Source organism: Bacillus sp. D48C (genome assembly GCF_053345735.1).
Genome location: NZ_JBKFAQ010000002.1, coordinates 699,792 through 719,953, shown reverse-complemented (window position 1 = coordinate 719,953; position 20,162 = coordinate 699,792). Strand labels below are relative to the sequence as shown.

The 20,162-nt window shown below is 38.8% G+C and carries 17 protein-coding genes and 2 pseudogenes; 14 read left to right on the top strand and 5 right to left on the bottom strand.

The genetic code is table 11. The features are described from left to right. Window positions 1-61 precede the first annotated feature (61 nt). The 3 genes from fsa to ACLBXA_RS08745 all read left to right on the top strand — a co-directional run bounded on the left by fsa (window position 62) and on the right by ACLBXA_RS08745 (window position 3,769). Window positions 62-730 (top strand): fructose-6-phosphate aldolase, encoded by a 669-nt coding sequence (gene fsa / locus ACLBXA_RS08755; RefSeq protein WP_000667676.1) that lies wholly within the window; start codon window positions 62-64, stop codon window positions 728-730. 327 nt (window positions 731-1,057) lie between these two features. After that, window positions 1,058-2,581 (top strand): gluconokinase, encoded by a 1,524-nt coding sequence (gene gntK / locus ACLBXA_RS08750; protein ID WP_003309728.1) that lies wholly within the window; start codon window positions 1,058-1,060, stop codon window positions 2,579-2,581. Window positions 2,582-2,707: 126 nt separating this feature from the next. Further along, a complete protein-coding gene (locus ACLBXA_RS08745; protein ID WP_000654322.1) occupies window positions 2,708-3,769 on the top strand; it encodes a lactonase family protein in 1,062 nt (353 codons plus the stop codon). A gap of 66 nt (window positions 3,770-3,835) precedes the next feature. Here ACLBXA_RS08745 and ACLBXA_RS08740 read toward each other — a convergent pair whose 3' ends face one another. Next, complete coding sequence (locus tag ACLBXA_RS08740) at window positions 3,836-4,012, bottom strand: DUF1272 domain-containing protein (RefSeq protein ID WP_001207874.1); 177 nt, start codon at window positions 4,010-4,012, stop codon at window positions 3,836-3,838. 195 nt (window positions 4,013-4,207) lie between these two features. Between ACLBXA_RS08740 and ACLBXA_RS08735 the strand changes: the two genes are divergently transcribed. Both ACLBXA_RS08735 and ACLBXA_RS08730 read left to right on the top strand, forming a co-directional pair. Beyond that, the gene (locus tag ACLBXA_RS08735) at window positions 4,208-5,029 is read left to right on the top strand and encodes a pentapeptide repeat-containing protein (RefSeq protein ID WP_000181441.1); all 822 of its coding nucleotides are present in this window, start codon (window positions 4,208-4,210) and stop codon (window positions 5,027-5,029) included. Window positions 5,030-5,048: 19 nt separating this feature from the next. Next, window positions 5,049-5,736, top strand: a pseudogene (locus ACLBXA_RS08730) (hypothetical protein). Window positions 5,737-5,754: 18 nt separating this feature from the next. Here the strand turns inward: ACLBXA_RS08730 and ACLBXA_RS08725 are convergent. Then, on the bottom strand, window positions 5,755-6,639 hold the full coding sequence (locus ACLBXA_RS08725) for a DMT family transporter (protein WP_447617172.1): 885 nt from the start codon (window positions 6,637-6,639) through the stop codon (window positions 5,755-5,757). 462 nt (window positions 6,640-7,101) lie between these two features. On the opposite strand from ACLBXA_RS08725, the gene ACLBXA_RS08720 reads away from it, so the two are divergent. From ACLBXA_RS08720 to ACLBXA_RS08705, 4 genes are all read left to right on the top strand, one after another. After that, window positions 7,102-7,509 (top strand): MerR family transcriptional regulator, encoded by a 408-nt coding sequence (locus ACLBXA_RS08720; RefSeq protein WP_000285639.1) that lies wholly within the window; start codon window positions 7,102-7,104, stop codon window positions 7,507-7,509. A gap of 119 nt (window positions 7,510-7,628) precedes the next feature. Beyond that, window positions 7,629-8,957 carry a hemolysin family protein gene (locus ACLBXA_RS08715; RefSeq protein WP_000402254.1) on the top strand — a complete coding sequence of 443 codons (1,329 nt, stop codon included), beginning with the start codon at window positions 7,629-7,631 and terminating at the stop codon, window positions 8,955-8,957. 52 nt (window positions 8,958-9,009) lie between these two features. Further along, a complete protein-coding gene (locus ACLBXA_RS08710) occupies window positions 9,010-9,429 on the top strand; it encodes an ATP synthase subunit I (protein WP_000613871.1) in 420 nt (139 codons plus the stop codon). A 200-nt stretch (window positions 9,430-9,629) separates the two neighbouring features. Then, the gene (locus tag ACLBXA_RS08705) at window positions 9,630-10,178 is read left to right on the top strand and encodes a DUF2179 domain-containing protein (protein ID WP_000938443.1); all 549 of its coding nucleotides are present in this window, start codon (window positions 9,630-9,632) and stop codon (window positions 10,176-10,178) included. Between the two features lie 95 nt (window positions 10,179-10,273). Here ACLBXA_RS08705 and ACLBXA_RS08700 read toward each other — a convergent pair whose 3' ends face one another. Both ACLBXA_RS08700 and ACLBXA_RS08695 read right to left on the bottom strand, forming a co-directional pair. Continuing rightward, window positions 10,274-10,501 carry a DUF3923 family protein gene (locus tag ACLBXA_RS08700; protein WP_000830329.1) on the bottom strand — a complete coding sequence of 76 codons (228 nt, stop codon included), beginning with the start codon at window positions 10,499-10,501 and terminating at the stop codon, window positions 10,274-10,276. A gap of 76 nt (window positions 10,502-10,577) precedes the next feature. Beyond that, entirely contained in the window at window positions 10,578-10,958 is a 381-nt protein-coding gene (locus ACLBXA_RS08695) for a hypothetical protein (protein WP_000810640.1), read from the bottom strand. A 297-nt stretch (window positions 10,959-11,255) separates the two neighbouring features. Here ACLBXA_RS08695 and ACLBXA_RS08690 point away from each other — a divergent pair, with 297 nt between their 5' ends. Beyond that, complete coding sequence (locus tag ACLBXA_RS08690) at window positions 11,256-12,170, top strand: tetratricopeptide repeat protein (protein WP_001024467.1); 915 nt, start codon at window positions 11,256-11,258, stop codon at window positions 12,168-12,170. A gap of 82 nt (window positions 12,171-12,252) precedes the next feature. On the opposite strand, the gene ACLBXA_RS08685 is transcribed toward ACLBXA_RS08690, so the two are convergent. Next, window positions 12,253-13,449: an MDR family MFS transporter gene (locus ACLBXA_RS08685; RefSeq protein WP_000834868.1), complete on the bottom strand. Its 1,197-nt coding sequence runs from the start codon at window positions 13,447-13,449 to the stop codon at window positions 12,253-12,255. A gap of 112 nt (window positions 13,450-13,561) precedes the next feature. On the opposite strand from ACLBXA_RS08685, the gene ACLBXA_RS08680 reads away from it, so the two are divergent. From ACLBXA_RS08680 to ACLBXA_RS08665, 4 genes and pseudogenes are all read left to right on the top strand, one after another. Further along, window positions 13,562-14,104 carry a CGNR zinc finger domain-containing protein gene (locus tag ACLBXA_RS08680; protein ID WP_001072943.1) on the top strand — a complete coding sequence of 181 codons (543 nt, stop codon included), beginning with the start codon at window positions 13,562-13,564 and terminating at the stop codon, window positions 14,102-14,104. 38 nt (window positions 14,105-14,142) lie between these two features. Next, window positions 14,143-14,904 (top strand): annotated as a pseudogene (locus ACLBXA_RS08675) (class I SAM-dependent methyltransferase). 147 nt (window positions 14,905-15,051) lie between these two features. Beyond that, on the top strand, window positions 15,052-17,559 hold the full coding sequence (locus ACLBXA_RS08670) for a collagen-like protein (RefSeq protein ID WP_447617171.1): 2,508 nt from the start codon (window positions 15,052-15,054) through the stop codon (window positions 17,557-17,559). Window positions 17,560-17,579: 20 nt separating this feature from the next. Continuing rightward, window positions 17,580-20,093, top strand: a complete 2,514-nt coding sequence (locus tag ACLBXA_RS08665; RefSeq protein WP_079997236.1) for a BC_3345 family exosporium-associated protein — start codon at window positions 17,580-17,582, stop codon at window positions 20,091-20,093. Window positions 20,094-20,162: the final 69 nt, after the last annotated feature.

The window sequence follows — 20,162 nt, the reverse complement described above, 5'->3', positions numbered from 1 at the left end:
TACGGGATAAGCATATTAAACATGTAACTCATCAACGTTTAAAAACTGGAGGGAATTAATCATGAAATTTTTTATTGATACTGCAAATCTTGAGGACATAAAAAAAGCATATAAACTTGGAGTTTTAGCTGGTGTTACAACGAATCCTTCTTTAGTAGCAAAAGAGGGCATTAAATTTGAAGACCGTATTGCAGAAATTTGTCAGGCAGTTCCTAAAGTTGAATCTGTTTCGGCAGAAGTAACGCCAGATGCTGTTACAGCTGAAGAGATGATCGCCCAAGCAGAAGAACTGATTAAAATTAACGGTGGCGATGAAAAAGTTACAATTAAACTTCCGATGACGTTAGCTGGATTAGAAGCTTGTCGCTACCTTACTGAAAAAGGTGTGAAAACGAATGTTACACTTATTTTCACGGTGAACCAAGCACTTTTAGCTGCTCGAGCAGGTGCAACGTACGTTTCTCCATTTTTAGGACGCTTAGATGATATTTCTGAAGATGGCGTATTATTAGTTGCTAAAATTGCTGAATTATTCGATGTTCATCAACTAGATACACAAATTATTGCGGCTTCTGTTAGACATCCAGATCATGTAACTCGTGTAGCGATGGCAGGTGCTCACATTGCAACAATTCCTTATAAAGTAATTGAACAACTTGCTATGCACCCATTAACAGACCAAGGTATTGAGAAATTTGCTGCTGATTGGGCGAAAGCGCCTAAATTATAATGAAGTGAAATGTTCACTAATTGCTTTTTTACGAGAGGGTCAATCTCTATGTGACTTCATCCTATAAACTTAATCTTGATTTTGACATCTTATTACGTGAAAACAGCAATATCATATAGAAACGATTCATTTTCAAATTAGTACAATAGATATGAAAAGGCCCCCTTATGAGAGTAAAGTTAGTTAGCACGTAATGCTCATAAGGGAGAGTCTTTTTTCGTATAAACCATGGTGCTCCCAAGTATGTATGCATAATTAGTAAAGAATTGAGAGTGTTCTTTTTTAATGGGATATTCTGAAAGGGGTTACATAGTGAGATCGAAATATATGATCGGTGTAGATATTGGGACAACTAGTACAAAATCGGTTTTGTTTTCAATTGATGGATCTGTTATTGCAAGTCATGGAATTGAATATCCTTTATATTCTCCTACGCCTGAAATAGCAGAACAAGATCCAGAAGAAATCTTTCAAGCGGTGATACATACGATTAAAGAAGTTGTGCAATCAAGTAATATACAAGCGGTTGATATTCTCTGTGTTTCTTTCAGTTCGGCAATGCATAGCGTTATCGCTGTAGACGAAGATGGAAATCCGTTAACGAAATGTATCACGTGGGCAGATAATAGAAGTGCAAGCTGGGCGGAGAAAATAAAGAATGATATGAATGGTCATGAAATTTATTTACGTACTGGGACACCTATTCATCCGATGTCACCACTTTCGAAATTAGTTTGGTTACAGAATGAGCGGGTAGAATTGTTCGCAAGAAGTTATAAATTCATTTCTATTAAAGAATATGTTTTCTACAAGTTATATAAAGAATATGTAATTGATTATTCTATAGCATCAGCGACAGGGATGTTTAATTTGAAATCTTTAAAATGGGATGAAGAGGCTTTACATGTTGCGGGAATTACAGATGACAAGCTTTCTAAACTTGTTCCAACAACGCACAGTTTAACAGGATTAGATGAAGAGCTTGCCAAAGAGATGAATGTACTTGTTTCTACGCCTTTTGTAGTAGGAGCGAGTGATGGAGTACTATCTAATTTAGGTGTAAATGCAATAGACCCTGGCGTTGTGGCTGTTACAATTGGTACAAGCGGTGCGATACGTGCTGTAACAAATCGTCCTGTAACAGATCCAAAAGGTAGAATTTTTTGTTATGCGTTAACTGAAGACCATTGGGTAATCGGTGGTCCAGTTAATAACGGTGGTATGATTTTCAGATGGGCTCGTGACCAATTGGGCACTTCAGAGATTGAACTTGCGAAGCGTTTAGGAAAAGATCCATATGAAGTACTTACTGAAATAGCAGCAAATGTGAATCCTGGATCTGACGGTTTATTGTTTCATCCGTATTTAGCAGGGGAAAGAGCTCCTTTATGGAATGCAAATGCACGGGGATCTTTCTTTGGACTCGGATTGCATCATAAGAAAGAACATCTTATCCGTGCTGTTTTAGAAGGAGTAATTTATAATTTATATACCGTTCTTCTCGCTTTAAAAGAGCTAATTGGCGAACCAAAAAAAATTCAAGCGACAGGCGGTTTTGCAAGATCGGAACTTTGGAGACAGATGATGGCAGATATTTTCCATCAAGACGTATATGTTCCTGAAAGTTTCGAAAGCTCTTGCTTAGGTGCTGCAATCCTCGGTTTATATAGTTTAGGTGAAATAGATACATTATGCGTAGTTTCTGAAATGGTAGGGGCAGATTTTCATCATGGGCCAAACATGGAAAGTGTGGAAAAATATAAAGATTTAACACCAATCTATATTCGTCTGTCTCGTCAATTGGAAGAAGAATATGAAAGTATAGCAGCGTACCAAAAAAAGTGGGTTTAAAAGCTATTTATCAAGAAAATATGGTAACGTATAAAGAGGTACTCCGATTTTTTAGGATACTCTTTCAACATAAAATATTTTAAGAAGTATGATGAACGAAAAATATAGGGAGAGAGGGTTATAAAAATGAAGGATAACAAAGAGTTTATTGGATATGTTGGAACTTACACAAAAGAAAATAGTGAAGGAATATATAAGATTACTTTAGACACAGAAGCAAAAAAAATTAGTAATGTAACACTTGCCGCTAAGCTGGATAACCCTACATATGTAACGATTAACCGAAATAATGAGTATCTCTATTCCGTTGTTAAGGAAGGAGAATCTGGTGGTGTAGCTGCCTATTCAATTGATAGTAAAACTGGAGAGTTAAAGGCAGAAAACAGACAAGTAGTAGAAGGGGCTTCTCCTTGTCATGTGAGCGTTGATAGTGGGAATCATACGGTAGTTACAGCAAATTACCATAAAGGAACGATTGAGTCTTTTGAAATAAATGAAGAAAATGGAACTGTAAATCCTGCTTCATCTATTATGGCGCATGAAGGTTCAGGTCCAAATAAAGAAAGACAAGAAAAACCACATGCACATTACGCGGGATATACTCCTGATGAAAAATATGTGATAGGTGTTGATTTAGGAATTGATAAGTTAATTACGTATGAAATAAAAGATAGTACATTAACAGAAGTGAATAGTTTATCTGTAAATCCAGGGAGTGGTCCAAGACACATTACTTTTCATCCAAATGGAAAATACGCTTATGTAATGACGGAGCTTAGTTCAGAGGTTATTGCGCTAACATATAACTCGGAAGAAGGATCCTTTACAGAAGTACAGTATATTTCTACTCTTCCAGAACACTTTGATGAAAATAGTCAAGGAAGTGCTATCCATATTTCTTCTGACGGCCGTTTTGTATATGCAGGTAATCGTGGTCATAATAGTATCGCTATTTATAGCGTAGATCAAAATTCAGGTCAGCTTACATTTGTTGAACATACATCTACAGAAGGAAATTGGCCGAGGGACTTTGTATTAGATCCCACTGAAAAGTTTCTTGTTGCTACAAATGAAAAGTCACATAATCTTGTGCTATTTTCAAGAGATGAATCTACAGGAAAGTTAACACTTTTACAATCTGATGTTGCTGTGCCAGAGCCTGTTTGTGTGAAGTTTTTAAATGTTTAAGTTGTGTTCGATATAATTTCATATACTCAGAAAACAATAAAAAGCAAAGCGATATCGCTTTGCTTTTTATTGTTTCTTTTTCGGTCTACGTACTAATTCGCCGCCGCAGTTTGGACAAACGTTGTGTCTTTCTTCTGTACATGGTGCGCAAAATGTACATTCATATACACAAATGTATGCTTCAGAATCTTGTTCGAGCGATTGATCGCAAATTTGACAGTTTGTTTTCATTTGTAGTGCCATAATAAGTCTCCTTTTAGTTAGAAAATTTATAATTTAATTATAATTCATTAAATAAAAATAGTCCTTTTCAATTGAAAGGAAATCGAATGATAAAGTTATGAATTGAAACGAAAGATGCCGGTTTATTTTAAAATTGATTATTTATTACAGTTGGAATATTATGAAATAGTCAAAAGACAACAGGGGGTATAGATTTTGACTAATCATAATGATCATTTAAAAGCAAACTGCGAAAAATGCTTCGGTCTATGTTGCGTTGCATTACCGTTCGCAGCATCGGTAGATTTTGCAGTGAATAAAGATGGTGGTAAACCATGTTCCAACTTACAATCAGATTTTAAATGTAGTATACATAAAAATCTTAGAGGAAAAGGTTATAAAGGTTGTACAGTATTTGAATGTTTCGGCGCTGGGCAGAAGATTTCTCAAGTTACATTTAACGGGGTTGATTGGCGGAAAGATGCTAAGCATGCGAGAAAAATGTATGATGCTTTTCCAGTTATGCATCAACTTCATGAAATGCTTTGGTATTTGAATGAAGCGATTCTTTTAAAGGCAACACAGCCAATTCATAAAGAGCTGAAGACCGCAATTGAGGAGACAGAGCGACTTTCGAATTTAAATCCAGATGAGTTAATGAAAATAAATGTTCCAGTGCATAGGGCAGAGGTAAACATTCTTCTTTTAGAAACGAGCGAATTAGTATGGAAGGAAATGAATACTGCGCGTAAGAAACGAATCATACACCGCGGTGCAGACCTTATGGGAGCAAATCTGAAAAAGAAAGATTTACAAGGTGCAAATTTAAGAGGAGCATATTTAATTGCGGCAAACTTAAATGGAGCAGACTTACGAGGGGCAGATCTCATCGGAGCAGATTTACGAGATGCAGATATTCGCGGGACTGATTTTACAAATAGTATTTTCCTGACGCAAGTTCAAGTTAATGCGGCTAGAGGGGACAAACATACGAAATTACCGAAATTATTGTCTCGTCCATCGCATTGGAGTGCGTAAAGAGTGAGGAGTATTTAGTGTGGATATATTTCAGTATTTAGAAGAGGTGCAAGAGGATGCCTTTTCGTTAGCAGTAGAGCAAATAGAAGCGAAGTATTATGATATTTGTTGCATGTTGGCGTCTACAGAATATGCAGAACGAATTAAAGCAATTGATTTAGAGTCATATAAGGAAAGTATTAGAGTAGGTTTGGATGCAGCTGTAGAAATGGCTACTAATGAAGAAGCAAAGGCGATTTATTTAGAGTATGATCTTGATAACGAGTGGAATAGTCAGTTTTATCCCGCATTAACGGGCAGTAAGACCCCCACCTCAAAATTCAGCGAAAGCAAAGAAGTTACGTGGGAAGTCAACTGCCCGTAAAAGCCCGATTGGTTCAACTAATAATCAGTGGGGATGAAGAACGCCCCCACTGATTAAAGTTTCACTTTATATTTGTGAGGAATATGTTTCAATGGAAGAAGAGGACGATAATTGGGCGTCAGAATGGACATATAATATTGAGGGGTCGGGGTCTGTAGAATTAGCGGATATGTATAATGAAAATGGCTTTGATACAAGTGAAAAAGCAATCAGTATAACTTTATATTTAATTGCTAAAACGCTGTGTAGTTTTATAAGTGTACGTAGTGAAGTGCAAAGTAATATACCGATTTGTATTGGTTTTCACGACCAAGATCCAATTATGCGAACAGGCAGAGACTAAGAATCTCTGCCTGTTTTGTTATTTCTTTTCAAAAGTAGTAATGAAAACGCTACATATAATGAGCATACCACCAATGAAAAAGTTACTATTTAATGTCTCATTTAATAAGAGCCAACCAAGTAATGATCCAACGATAGGTTGGAAGAAGAAAAATAAGGAACCGATGCTTGCATCCATTAAGTCTAATCCTTTATTCCAAAGGAAAAAGGCACCTGCTGTTGAGACGATTCCTAAGTATAATACGCCTAATATGACGTACGTATTTACTGTTCCGATAGAGGATGTTTGTAGTTCCCCTATCATAAAAGGTGTAATAAAAAAGAGTGAAAAGAATATGGCATACGTTGTAATAACTAAGGATGAAAATTGGATTGAAGCGATTTTTACATAAATAGATAGTAAAGCCCACGTAATAGCGGCTCCAACTAAAATGATTGTTCCGATAAAATAGGAGCCGATTTCAATATCCCATCCGATTACGATAATGACACCGATTGTCGCTATTATAGTAGATAAAAGTCTACGAGCAGTTAGTTTTTCTTTCAAAATGAGCGCTGCAAATATAACCATAAATGCAGGTGTAGCTGATGTAACTAACGAGCCTGTATGAGCGTCGGATAATTTTGTTCCGATAAATTGGCATGTGATTGAAATGAAATAGCCGATAAATCCAATCCAAGCGAATAATAGCCAATCTTTTTTGCGAATGGTTGCTTTTTTCTTTTGCTTTTTCTCAGCTATTTTCAAAATGAAATACAAAACAACAAAAGCGATAATAAAGCGTAACCAAACGAGTGTCAGTGGTGGGATAAAATCGAGTATGTATTTGCTAACAACATACATACCACCCCATATACTTGTTGTTAGTGATAAATATATAGCTCCTAAAATTGTTTGTTTCATGTAAAGTACCTCCGTCTATTTTTAGGGTAATATGAGTTCCCTAAGACGAGGCGTAGTGTATGTGCTAAATGAATGCCCGTCTTAGTTTATAGACGGCCTACAGGCTGATCGTTTTCGAATGAAGTGTTGTAGTACATGAGTGCATTCCTCCTTCATATTTTATAATGATATTATAACTTAATTTTCAGTTTATTGTACTGGGTTATTTTTTTAGAAATAGAACGGTATGTTCTAAAATAAGAAAATTTGAAAAGAACAGGTGATTTCATAAATATATTTGGCTAGCACGTAATTAATGAAATTTAATAATTTAATTATATAAGTAGAATCATATTCTATAAGTTTAAGAAAATATATGAAGTTGTGTATAAATTGTGAATAATAAACCGTCACGTTTGACTGTACAGTTTATGTGTTGTATGATGTAAGTAATATAAACAAGGGGGGAAGATCGTTGGGAAGGTGTATCGAATCGGACAGTTGGCTCTCATGGCTCACGTGTCGAAACGAACGATTGATTATTATACGAATCTAGGTATCTTAAAAGCGGAGCGATCTCAATCTAATTATCGCTATTACGACGAAACAGCATTTGAGACATTACAATTTATTGAGAAGTGCAAAGAAATGCATATGCCGCTTTGTGAGATTAAAGAGAAAATCGAGGAGAAGAAGAAGCTGCTCGGTATCAATGAACACGTTTCGAAACAAGTGAATGAAGTGACAGACCATATTCACCGATTAGAAGTGGAGCTTACTGAGTTAAAACCGCTTTTAGATGAATTGACTGATTCACAACGTGAAAAAATATCGAAATCTTTATCAGGTCAAACGACAGCTTTAATACAGACACTTGCTCTATTATTATAGAATAAGTGAAATCCGACCTCTTTAATTTTTGTATCGGGCTATGTTTTCTAACAAATAAATAAGAAAACATTATAGTATACAGGAGGTGGACACCTTAGTTTTTTAACTAAGGGGATTCATTGGAAATATTTAATTTAGTCATGGTTGCGATTTTAATCGCATTTACTGGATTTTTCGTAGCAGCAGAGTTTGCGATTGTAAAGATACGTTCAAGCCGTATCGATCAGCTTGTTGCGGAAGGAAAACGCGGTGCTTTAGCAGCGAAAAAGGTAACAACAAATTTAGATGAATATTTATCTGCTTGTCAATTAGGTATTACAGTTACAGCTATGGGATTAGGTTGGTTAGGTGAACCGACAATCGAAAAGTTATTACACCCGTTATTTGAGAAATGGAACTTAAATCCTTCTATTTCATCAGTATTAACATTTGGTCTTGCTTTTATGATTATGACGTATTTACACGTTGTAGTAGGGGAATTAGCTCCGAAAACGATGGCAATTCAAAAGGCTGAAAGGGTAACGTTATTATTGGCAGGTCCATTAATGATGTTCTATAAAGTAATGTATCCATTTATTTGGGTATTGAACGGTTCAGCTCGTGTGATAACTGGTTTATTCGGTTTAAAGCCAGCTTCAGAACATGAAGTAGCTCATACAGAAGAAGAATTACGTCTTATCCTTTCAGATAGCTATGAAAGCGGCGAAATTAATCAAGCTGAATACAAGTATGTAAATAACATTTTTGAATTTGATAATCGTATTGCGAAAGAGATTATGGTACCGCGAACAGAAATCATTGGTTTCTACCTGGAAGATTCAGTAGAAGAACACATGAAAGTAATCCAAAATGAGCGATACACACGTTATCCGATTTTTGGGGAAGATAAAGATGATATTATCGGTATGGTCAACGTAAAAGATTTCTTTATTCGATATATGACCGAGGATCAAAAAGATTTATCATTTATTCGCTCGTATATGCGTCCGATTATTGAAGTGATGGAAACGACTCCAATTCACGATTTATTACTTCAAATGCAGAAAAAGCGAATTCCGATGGCTGTTTTATATGATGAGTACGGAGGAACAGCCGGAATTGTAACGCTTGAAGATATCTTGGAGGAAATCGTCGGCGAAATTCGTGACGAATATGATGAAGATGAAGCACCACCAATTCAACATGTGAACGAGCAACATATCATTGTTGATGGAAAAGTGCTTATCTCAGAAGTGAAAGATTTATTTGGATTACACATCGAAGAAGATGATGTGGATACAATCGGTGGATGGATTATGATGCAAAATCATGAAATCGAAGAAGGACAACACGTTGAGGCGGAAGGTTATGAATTTAAAGTGTTAGAAAAAGACGCTTACCAAATTAAACGTGTTGAAATTCGTAAGATGGAACAAGAACAAGAAGAAGAGAAAGCAGCAACTGTGTAAGTTGCTGCTTTTCTTCTAAAGTACAAAAAATGAGAACTTAGGAGCGGATATTTTGATTCAAGAAGCCTTACGTGTATATCGATTACAATTGTATGTGATCTTTAGTGGTTTACTACTTATGTGGACGATTACTCCGTTTGGAAAACAAGTGACAGGGTTTGGTATTGGATTAGCAGTAAGCGCCTATTGTCTTTGGTTATTAGCTCGCAGGGTGGAGAAACTCGGAAAAAGTATCGTAATGAAGGAAAAGGCTCCTGGGTTAGGAGTTCTAAACCGATTTGCAGCTGCCATTTTAGGAGCAATCATCATGTATGAAATTGAGCATGAAATGGAAATGTGGGCATTTGGTACAGGCATTTTAGGTGGTCACTTTTTAATGATTGCAAATTTAGCTTATGCGAATATGCAGTTAGTGAAAGAGGAAGAGGAAGAGAAGCAAAGGGAACATGCTTCGAAAAACATAGAGCTATGATGAAAGGGGCCTAATGGGGTTCCTTTTTTGTGTTTAAGTGAGCTAATGAAAGGAATCAATTTTACGACAAATATAATACGCTTCTTTTTTTCGTTTTTCAATAGTATGAAAAATAATGTAAAAAAATTTAAAAACCCATCGATTTCTAAAGGTTATGTATGTTATTATGACAAAAGACTTTTTGAAAGAGGTGGATACCAATGTTACAAGCGTTACTTATTTTTGTGCTTCAAATTATTTATGTTCCAATTTTAACAATCCGTACGATTTTGCTTGTAAAGAATCAAACAAGATCCGCTGCTGGTGTTGGATTGTTAGAAGGAGCTATTTACATTGTCAGTTTAGGTATTGTGTTTCAAGATTTATCAAATTGGATGAACATCGTTGCCTATGTCATTGGCTTTAGTACAGGACTTTTATTAGGCGGTTATATAGAGAATAAATTAGCAATTGGTTATATTACGTATCAAGTTAGTTTACTAGACCGTTGTAATGAATTAGTAGATGAACTACGTCACTCTGGATTTGGTGTTACGGTATTTGAAGGCGAAGGAATTAATTCTATACGTTATCGCTTAGATATCGTTGCAAAGCGCTCTAGAGAGAAAGAACTGTTAGAAATCATTAATAAAATTGCACCGAAAGCGTTTATGTCTTCTTATGAAATCCGTTCATTTAAAGGCGGATATTTAACGAAGGCGATGAAGAAGAGAGCGTTAATGAAGAAGAAAGATGAACATGCATCGTAAAGAAAAGGGGGTAGTGCAGCTTTAAAAGCATGGCATAATCCCAAAATAAAAAGAGAGGAATCAAGTTTGAAAAAGATTCCTCTCTTTTTTATGTATTATTTTTTTCTACTCTTTCTTAAATTAACAAGTAACCATACAACTTGAATAATTATTGGTAATATAAATGCAATTAATAAAACGATAAAGGCTATTAATTTCAGCTCAGGTGTTTGAGTAACACCGGTCCCATCAACCTCTCTTAGCAAAATGATAGCTGTCAATATCCCGAAAGCTATAATCCAAAATATGTTACCAATCCACCAATAAATCCATCTTCTTTTCATGCTAGCACCCCTTATATTTACCCACTGTTAAAAGTAAATTTTCGTTCGTTACATTTATAATGAAATGCCTATAAAATTAATTTTTTTTAACTGTATACCTAACTTGTTTAAAGGTTACCATTTCTCCATCTTTATCATCATCTTTTGTTTGCAAAAGTTGAACTTTTGGCTTGTAGTCCGTCCTATGAGCGTGTTCGATATCTTTAATGTTAAGCTTGTAGGATTCACCATTATTAATTTTTTGTTCCAATACTTTTTTATTAGCAACATAAATAAAGGTCACTTTATTTTCATCAATGCCCTCGGTCTTAATTTCTAATTCATTATCTTTTGTTGTAATGGTTGGTGTTAATAATTCCATACTGCCGTTTCCAGTTTCTAAAGAATTTCCTGCAATAGCTGAACATCCGGATAATATGATTCCGGTGAATAGAAGAACAGCTAATTTCTGTTTCATAACATCCCTCAATTCCATGTGAATTTTGATTTTGGTATTGCTAGATTACTAGTGTGGAGCGTAAATGTTTAGTTAGTACCCTTTTAATTGTACCATAATATGTAAATTAAAACAGGATGTATATCCAATTTAAGGGAGATTAAAAAATTTACTGATTGTTGTAAATTCGTGTGTTTTAGCTTCTATTTCAATCGAAATGTAGACGAGAGAAAGAAATTTTTTTATAGAAATTATAATTTTTACATTTTACAATAATGATAGGGAATAGATGAATTCATTTACTTCGGAGGTAGTTATTTGAACATTAATGAGAAGGCAATTGAAATGTTTGAACAAAATAAATATGAGGAAGCAATGGAACTGTTTCAACAAGCAGTACATGAATCTAGAGACGTACAATCTCTCAATAATCTGGCTTGGATGTACTTTTATGAGGAAGAGAATGATGATAAAGCTCTTGAATTAATAAGAGAAGTTGTTAAGTTGAATCCTTCTTCATACTTTCCTTATAACATCTTAGGGGAAATTTACACGAAACAAGAAAAATGGGAAGAAGCGAAAGAAGTATTGCAAAAATCTATTTCGATGCAACCATCGGATGAAGCATTTCACAATGTAGCTGTAGCGCATTATAACCTTGGAGAGTTAGAAAAAGCTTCAGAATTTTTTTTGCGAGTTGCAGGGGATTCGGACTATATAATGTATAGCTATGTAAAATGCTTAATTGATTTAGGGCGAACGACAGAAGCGAAAGAGAAGTTAGATGCTTTTAACAGGAAATCTGATAACTTTTTAGGAGAAATTCATGTAGCAGATTTATATGTTGAGTTGAATTGCTATAACGAAGCAATTGAATGGTTCGAAAAGGGATACAAAGAAGTTTGGAAAAGTCCTAACTGGATTGGTAGGTTTGTATATGCTCTATATAAAGCTAATAATTTCTCCCGTATAAATGAAGTTATACAGGAATCTATCGAAGCGAAAACATCAGAAATAGAAGATGTTCAGAATGAAGAAGTAGAAGAAAACTGGACAGAAAAAGATAAGAAAGAGTTAATTGAGGAATATACAGAAGAGAATAATTGTTATAAAACAATGATAGAACGTATCAAATCTGGATATGTTCCAGGGTTAGAATTTGAAACTTATCATTTAGGGGGGTGCTATTTATTTGGTTGTAAAAGACATAATCATCTTGAATATGAAAAATAAAAAGATTCGACTGTCAAGTATGATGGTCGAATTTTTTTATTATAGGTTGCTTGTCTAAAGGTACCATCTCAATTGTAATGTGTTAAAGAGGTTTCGTCTCATTACATAGGTATATATCCTCTTTAGAGCTCCCTTTTTTAATATTTAAAATATGGAGTGAAATAAAACCAATAACTCCTATTCCGCCGAAAATAAGCCATGGTGTATACATTCCGTTTAAATTGGATGTAAACGATGTCCCGGTATAGTTACCGATGATAAAACCAAATGCGAGTGATAGTTGATAAAATCCGAAGAAAGTGGCTGTATATGATTCATTACTGTAATTTGCAATAGCGATATCAGCGTTAGGTAATACGAGTGTTTCACCGATTGTAAATAAAATTACACAAATAAAGAGCCAATATGGGTGTTGAAATAAAGGAATGAGTAAAAAGGAAATACTCATTAATAAAACACCGTATTTAATAATCGAAAGTGTGTTGTATTTGTGGAATAATTTTCGGAATAATACCATAAATATGACGCCTGTTATCGCATTTATCGTAATAACGAGTGTAGCAAGTTGATTGCTATTACTAATGTTTTTCATATGAAGTGGAAGTGCGACAGTAAGCTGAGTAAACATAATATAGAAGAAAATCATGATAAAGGAAAACAGAAGGAAAGACTTGTTTTGTAAGATGGCCTGTATTCCTAATGTAATAGACGTGTTTTCAGTAGTGACATGGAAGTGATTTTTAAGTAAGTAAAAGATAAAAGCAAATAACAGCATAAGAGATCCTGTTAGAGAGAAAGCGTAGAGTGGATCGAGTAAGAGTAAGAACCCTCCTGCAATTGGTCCGATTATTGCACCGCAATTAAAGCTAAGGTTTAAATATGTAAATAAATTTTTTCTCAAATGAGCTGGCTGTGAGCCAAATATAGCGCGAGCGGCAGGTTCGTAAAATGCAGTTCCGAAGCCAATAAGTGCAGAAGAAATAGAAATTGTATAGAAATCAGAGCATATTCCTAAAGCGATAAATCCGATTCCTCTCAAAAATAAACCAGCTATCATCATAATGATATAGCCTATTTTGTCAGCAATTAACCCTGAGAATAATGGGATAACTCGTGATGTAATTGTCATAACCGTCAACACTGTTCCTACTTGGACAGCAGAAAAATGAAGAAAGGTTAATAGATAAATAGCTAAAAATGCGTATACTGCAAAATACCCAAAAGACATAAAAAATGAAGAAATAAGCATGAAACGTATCGGTGTTGAGAAACTTTTCATAGAAATCCCCCTAATTATGTAACCAATAAAATTATTTGATGGTTAACTATTTTATACTATAATTATACATAAAGTCAGAAAAAAGTAAATTTTAAGAAGAAGGTGGATCGAATTGAATCAAAACGCTCCAAATGAACTAGAATATATTCGGGAATTTTTAAATACATGGAGAATACCAAACGATACGAGAGAGCCAATTGATTTGCTGCAAACAAAAGAAGATATAAAGCTCTTTATGAAAGAATATTTTGATGAAGAGTTTCCATTTCATACGATAGAGGAATTAAGAGGTTTTCGAGAAGATATTCGGATGACAATTGAAGGCGAAGAATCATTGCAAAAATGGTTAGAGAAATACCCATTTCATGTACATATAAAGGAAGATATGAAAGGTATTACATATGAACCAGTATATGAAGAGAATGTGTATACAAAAGTGCTAAGCATTGTGTTAATGTCAATTCAAGAAAATGTGTGGGGAAGGTTAAAAGCATGTCCAGATTGTCGCTGGGTATTTTATGATCATTCGCGAAATGGAAGTAAAAGATGGTGCGGTATGTATGCTGGAGAAGAAGGAGGAAGAGCATGCGGGACGATTGCAAAAGTGAAAAACTACCGGGCGAAGAGAAAAGGGCGATCTGGTTATGATATGTAAGTAATATTAGAGAAAGAAAAATGGATGGGGGGAATGCTATGGAAGGCACACAAATGTTAGCTTTAAACAAAAAGTGTTGGGATACAGTTGCACCATATTTCTTTCAAGTGGATTGTTTACCGAAATATGGTCCGTATACGGCGTCTGAAGATGAGATTCATTTGTTCGAGTCAATTAGAAATAAAAAAGTTCTTGATATTGGGTGTGGAAGTGGAAGTGGACATTCGTTGCAATATATGGCAGAGCATAGGGCAGAGGAAGTATGGGGTCTTGATCTTTCAAGTGAACAAATTAAAACAGCGAATAAAACGTAAAAGCGTTGGAATCCAAAGTTAATATGCGGAGCAATGGAAGAAGAAGGAGATATTCAGAAAGGGTATTTTGATATTATATATTCCATTTATGCATTAGGTTGGACTTCAAATTTAGGAAAAACAGTAGAGTTTATATATTCCTATTTAAAGCCAGGAGAAAGTTTTATTTTTAGTTGGGAGCACCCAGTATATTCAAACTTACAGTATGGTACAGAAGAAGTTGCTATAAAGTCTTCTTATCATGAGGAAACGTCCATTACGTTTGAAACATTTAAAGGAGAAAATGTACAAGCGATATTATATAAGAGAAAAATAAGTACATATATAAATGAGTTAAATAGAGCAGGCTTTATAATTGAGAGAATAGAAGAGCCTGAACCATCGAGCTCGTTTGATGGAGAACTAGCTGAGCCGTCTACGAAATATTATTCTTTATATAAAGCTAGGATGGTACCAACTACTTTTATTATTAAGGCGAGGAAATAAATTGTTTTATAAAAAGAAGCCTATCGTTTCAAATAGTTGAAATGATAGGCTTCTTTATTTTTAAAAAAATAAGGTCAGAGGTGTACTTTTAAAAAAAAAATGCATTTCATATAAAAGGTGTAATGATTTTAGGGAAGGGGGATTGTTGTGCGTCATCATAAAAATTGCAAAAAATTCGGAGTGGCACTGCCTCTTCCGCTTATAGGTGCAACTGGTCCAACAGGTAATAGTGGCCCTGTAGGTCCAACTGGAGGGCATGAAGGTCCTGTTGGTCCAACAGGGATGACTGGACCGACGGGAGCAACTGGTCCCCAAGGTCCTCAAGGTATCAGGGGAATACAAGGTTCGCGAGGGACAACAGGAGCGCAGGGAATACAAGGAGCTGTTGGTGATACCGGAGAGCAAGGTATAACTGGTCCAACTGGCCTCCAAGGTGCTCAAGGATTAATCGGAAACCAAGGTCCAATTGGTGATATTGGAGTACAAGGATTAGAAGGAACACAGGGAGCTACGGGTCCTGCTGGTAGTCAAGGAATACAGGGCATACAAGGAATACAAGGGGAAGTAGGTGAGCGAGGACAAACGGGGGCACAAGGAATACAAGGAGAGAGAGGGGGAACTGGAGTTCCAGGGGTAACTGGTTCCCAAGGTCCTCAAGGTGTTCAAGGGATACAAGGAGAGCAAGGGGCTACTGGTATACAAGGAGAAGACGGCGCTCAAGGAATACAAGGAATTACTGGAGAACAAGGACACCAAGGTGATCAAGGGGCACAAGGTGTAGTAGGAACAACTGGTTCTACTGGAATACAAGGTCCTCAAGGTATAAGCGGAATAAAGGGAATAACCGGTGTAACAGGCCCTCAAGGTCCACAAGGAGTTCAAGGAATACAAGGAGTAAGTGGATCCACAGGTTTTCAAGGAGCAAAAGGAGTACGAGGGATAACAGGAGCAACTGGTCCTACTGGTACACAAGGCTCAGAAGGACCACCGGGTGGTCCGACGGGAACAACCGGTCCAATTGGTCCATCTAGTGGAGTGACTGGTCCATCAGGTCCACCCGGCCCGCCAGGAGGTCCAACAGGTCCAACGGGTGCGACTGGTTCAACAGGTGTAAGCGGAGGGATAGGACCAATTGGAGCGCAAGGAGTGCAAGGTATAACAGGTCCAACAGGTCCTCAAGGTGTAAGGGGAGCCCAAGGTTCCCAAGGTGTAGTTGGAGCAGTTGGAGTCCAAGGGGCACAAGGTCCTCAAGGTAACCCAGGTATAACGGGTCCAACGGGTGCAGAAGGTTCTCAAGGAATACAAGGTACGCGTGGAGTAACTGGTCCGACAGGTGCAGAAGGCCCTAAAGGTATTCAAGGTATTCAAGGTGTAATAGGCCCAACAGGTGCACAAGGAATGGTGGGAATACAAGGGATAGCCGGTCCAGCTGGTGTTACAGGAGCGGAAGGAGTTCAAGGTGAACAAGGAATCCGAGGAGCAACTGGTCCAGCTGGAGCGCAAGGTATACAAGGAGTACAAGGAATTCAAGGGGAAACAGGAGCAGCTGGAGCACAAGGTCCTCAAGGAGTTCAAGGGATACAAGGGACTACGGGATTGACAGGTGCACAAGGTGCACAAGGTCTTCAAGGAGTGCAAGGAATAATCGGTCCGACTGGAGCTATTGGTTTGCAAGGTCCTCAAGGATTACAAGGAATAACGGGTCCAACAGGAGTTCAAGGAGTGCAAGGAATACAAGGAGTGCAAGGAATAATCGGTCCAACAGGAGCACAAGGAATTAGAGGTCCCCAAGGAAATACAGGGGAGGTCGGTATAACTGGCCCTCAAGGAGTCCAAGGGGCACAAGGTAGTCAGGGACCCCAAGGCCCACAAGGGAATATTGGAATTACTGGTGCAACGGGTGAAACTGGAGCTACTGGAGCAACCGGGTCAACTGGACCACAAGGTGTGCAAGGTGTTCAAGGGATTACGGGAATACAAGGAATAACAGGAATGACAGGCGATATAGGTGCAACGGGTCCGCAAGGAATACAAGGTATACAAGGAATTCAAGGTTTGCAAGGCCCAATTGGAGCAAGTGGGGTGACAGGTGCTAGTGGTAGTATAGGCCCAGTTGGAGCGCAAGGTAGTCAGGGGCAAAATGGAGCGGTTGGACCAACAGGCGCAACTGGTAATGTAGGATCAATAGGTTTCTCGGGGATAGCAGGAGCGACTGGAGCGACTGGTTTACCTAGTGGGGGCGGTTATTTCTTTTCCACTGCAACGAGTACAATTGCAGCGAATGCGCTAATACCAATTAATTCTGGTTCTACAATTTTTGGAGCAGGAGTTAGTTTAACAAATGCGACAACTATAACGTTAAGTACGCCAGGGATATATTTAATAAGTTATTATTTTCAAGGGGATGCAATTTTGGGGAATGAAACGATTTCGGTAAGGCTTGTTTTAAACGGAACGCAAGTCGCAGGGAGTTTTATTCTTTATGTTACAAAAGGTAATTTTATATTAGAACCAGCGATTTCAAATACGATGGTAATTGAAGTTACTTCTCCAAATTCCACTTTGTCATTACAAAATGGTCCATTAGCTATTGGGCATGTAACGACATTAGCGGGAGTAATAACAGCTAGCTTAAACATATTACAAATAGTTTGATGCGTTACAAACGGGAGGAGATGCTTGTGAAGAATCAAGATAAGTGTAGTAAGTTTCAAGCACCTATTCCTTTTCCGCCGCCAGGTATTACGGGGCCCACTGGACCAACCGGTCCAACAGGTGCTTTAGGTGGACCAACTGGACCGCAGGGAATACAAGGCGTACAAGGTCCAATCGGTCCAACAGGTCCGACAGGAATACAAGGGGTGCAAGGGGTACAGGGAGAAAATGGTCCAACAGGTCCAACAGGTTTAACTGGACCACAAGGCTCTCAAGGTAGTCAAGGACCTATGGGAGAACAAGGCCCACAGGGAATACAAGGTGTTCAAGGAATTCAAGGCGAAAGAGGTCCGACAGGTCCAACTGGTATTCAGGGGATACAAGGAATTCCTGGTCCAATCGGTCCAACAGGTTCAACAGGAATACAAGGCATACAAGGAATGCAAGGGGAAGTCGGTCCGACAGGTCCAACAGGAATACAAGGTATACAAGGAGTGCAAGGGGACAATGGTCCAACAGGTCCGACTGGAAATACTGGTATACAAGGTGTTCAAGGTAATTTAGGAAGTAGTGGTTTACAAGGTATAACAGGAATACAAGGAATACAGGGTCTAATTGGTCCAACAGGCCCAACAGGTTCTCAAGGAATCCAAGGGGAACAGGGGCCAATGGGGCCACAAGGGGAAACTGGTGTTCAAGGTTTACAAGGTCCCCAGGGAGAAATGGGGCAGGTAGGTCCAACCGGTTCTCAAGGAATCCAAGGAGTGCAAGGTGTAATCGGTCCGACAGGGGCAACTGGTTTACAAGGGGATCCAGGTCCAACTGGATCAACCGGATCAACTGGGATAACCGGTCCGACTGGTTCTGCAACGGGTCCAACAGGAGCAACAGGTCCAACCGGTCCTCCGGGAGGCCCAACCGGTCCAACCGGTCCAGCAGGATCACCAGGGGGTCCAACCGGTCCGACAGGAGCAACAGGGGCAACAGGGGCGACAGGAGCAACAGGAGCAACAGGAATCCAAGGAGTGCAAGGAATACAGGGTCCAACAGGAGCAACCGGTTTAACAGGTTTGCAAGGGGTACAGGGGCCGATGGGAGCAACAGGTCCAACGGGTGACCAAGGCATTCAAGGTCCACAAGGGATACAAGGAGTAACCGGCCCGACAGGTCCGCAAGGTCTACAAGGATTACAAGGCTCAATCGGCCCAACCGGTCCGACAGGTCCCCAAGGAGTGCAAGGGGCACAGGGTCCAATCGGTCCAACCGGCCCACAAGGGGTTCAAGGTATACAAGGTGAGCAAGGAGTAAGGGGAGCGACAGGTCCAACTGGTTTACAAGGTCTACAAGGCGTACAAGGTCCGAGTGGCCCAACTGGCCCACAAGGAGTGCAAGGCGTACAAGGTCCGAGTGGCATAACAGGCCCAACCGGTCCTCAAGGAATACAAGGTATCCAGGGACCGCAAGGAAGTATAGGCCCAACCGGTCCTCAAGGAATACAAGGAGTGCAAGGTCCCCAAGGTCCAACAGGTCCGACAGGGGCAACGGGTCCTCAAGGAATTCAGGGAATCCAAGGTCCGATTGGTCCAACTGGTCCCCAAGGAATTCAGGGGATACAAGGAGTGCAAGGTCCAATCGGCCCAACTGGTCCAACCGGCCCTCAAGGTCTACAAGGAATAACCGGCCAGGCGGGCCCAACCGGTCCAACAGGAGCAACCGGTCCGACTGGAGAAACGGGTCCCCAAGGTCCTCAAGGAATTCAAGGATCACAAGGAGAAATGGGTCCAACGGGAGCAACCGGCCCGACTGGAGAAACGGGTCCCCAAGGTCTTCAAGGAATCCAAGGTCCCCAAGGGATAACGGGTCCAACGGGAGCAACCGGCCCGACTGGAGAAACGGGTCCCCAAGGTCTTCAAGGAATCCAAGGTCTCCAAGGGATAACAGGTTCGACGGGAGCAACCGGCCAGACGGGAGTGACTGGTGCCACTGGCCCGACTGGAATACAAGGCATACAAGGAATAACTGGAGCAACAGGGGGAACGGGAGTAACAGGCCCAACCGGCGCCACTGGTCCAACCGGCTTAACTGGAGCAACAGGATCATCTGCTATATCGACAGGTGGTGGCTATTTCTTTTCTACATCAACAAGCACAATTGCAGCAAGTGCCAATATTCCAATTAACTCGGGATCCACTGTATATGGAACTGGTGTATCTTTAACTAGTGCTACAACTGTCACAGTATCGACGCCAGGAATATATTTAGTAAGCTACTATTTCCAAGGGGACGCGACTGGTGGGAATGAAGTAGTATCTGTAAGATTACTATTAAATGGAACACAAGTAACAGGGAGTTTTATACAAAATGTAACGACATCAACTGTAGTATTGGAACCATCTATTTCAAATACGCTTCTTGTAAATGTAGCTAGTGCAAATTCAACGTTTATATTACAAAATGGCCCGCTCGGTGTTGGGCATGTGACTACAATAGCAGGTACGATTACGGCAAGTTTAAATGTAGTGAGAATATTATAAGAAATATAAAAACACAAGGAATGTCTTTTTAGACACACCTTGTGTTTTTGATGTTAAATGAACAATTTT

Bases quoted from the DNA above. Each gene is read 5' to 3' on its own strand.
- fsa (WP_000667676.1), top strand. From the start codon at position 62: ATGAAATTTTTTATTGATACTGCAAATCTTGAGGACATAAAAAAAGCA.
- ACLBXA_RS08725 (WP_447617172.1), bottom strand. From the start codon at position 6,639: ATGAAACAAACAATTTTAGGAGCTATATATTTATCACTAACAACAAGT.
- gntK (WP_003309728.1), top strand. From the start codon at position 1,058: ATGATCGGTGTAGATATTGGGACAACTAGTACAAAATCGGTTTTGTTT.
- ACLBXA_RS08695 (WP_000810640.1), bottom strand. From the start codon at position 10,958: ATGAAACAGAAATTAGCTGTTCTTCTATTCACCGGAATCATATTATCC.
- ACLBXA_RS08705 (WP_000938443.1), top strand. From the start codon at position 9,630: ATGTTACAAGCGTTACTTATTTTTGTGCTTCAAATTATTTATGTTCCA.
- ACLBXA_RS08745 (WP_000654322.1), top strand. From the start codon at position 2,708: ATGAAGGATAACAAAGAGTTTATTGGATATGTTGGAACTTACACAAAA.
- ACLBXA_RS08685 (WP_000834868.1), bottom strand. From the start codon at position 13,449: ATGAAAAGTTTCTCAACACCGATACGTTTCATGCTTATTTCTTCATTT.
- ACLBXA_RS08700 (WP_000830329.1), bottom strand. From the start codon at position 10,501: ATGAAAAGAAGATGGATTTATTGGTGGATTGGTAACATATTTTGGATT.
- ACLBXA_RS08740 (WP_001207874.1), bottom strand. From the start codon at position 4,012: ATGGCACTACAAATGAAAACAAACTGTCAAATTTGCGATCAATCGCTC.
- ACLBXA_RS08665 (WP_079997236.1), top strand. From the start codon at position 17,580: ATGCTTGTGAAGAATCAAGATAAGTGTAGTAAGTTTCAAGCACCTATT.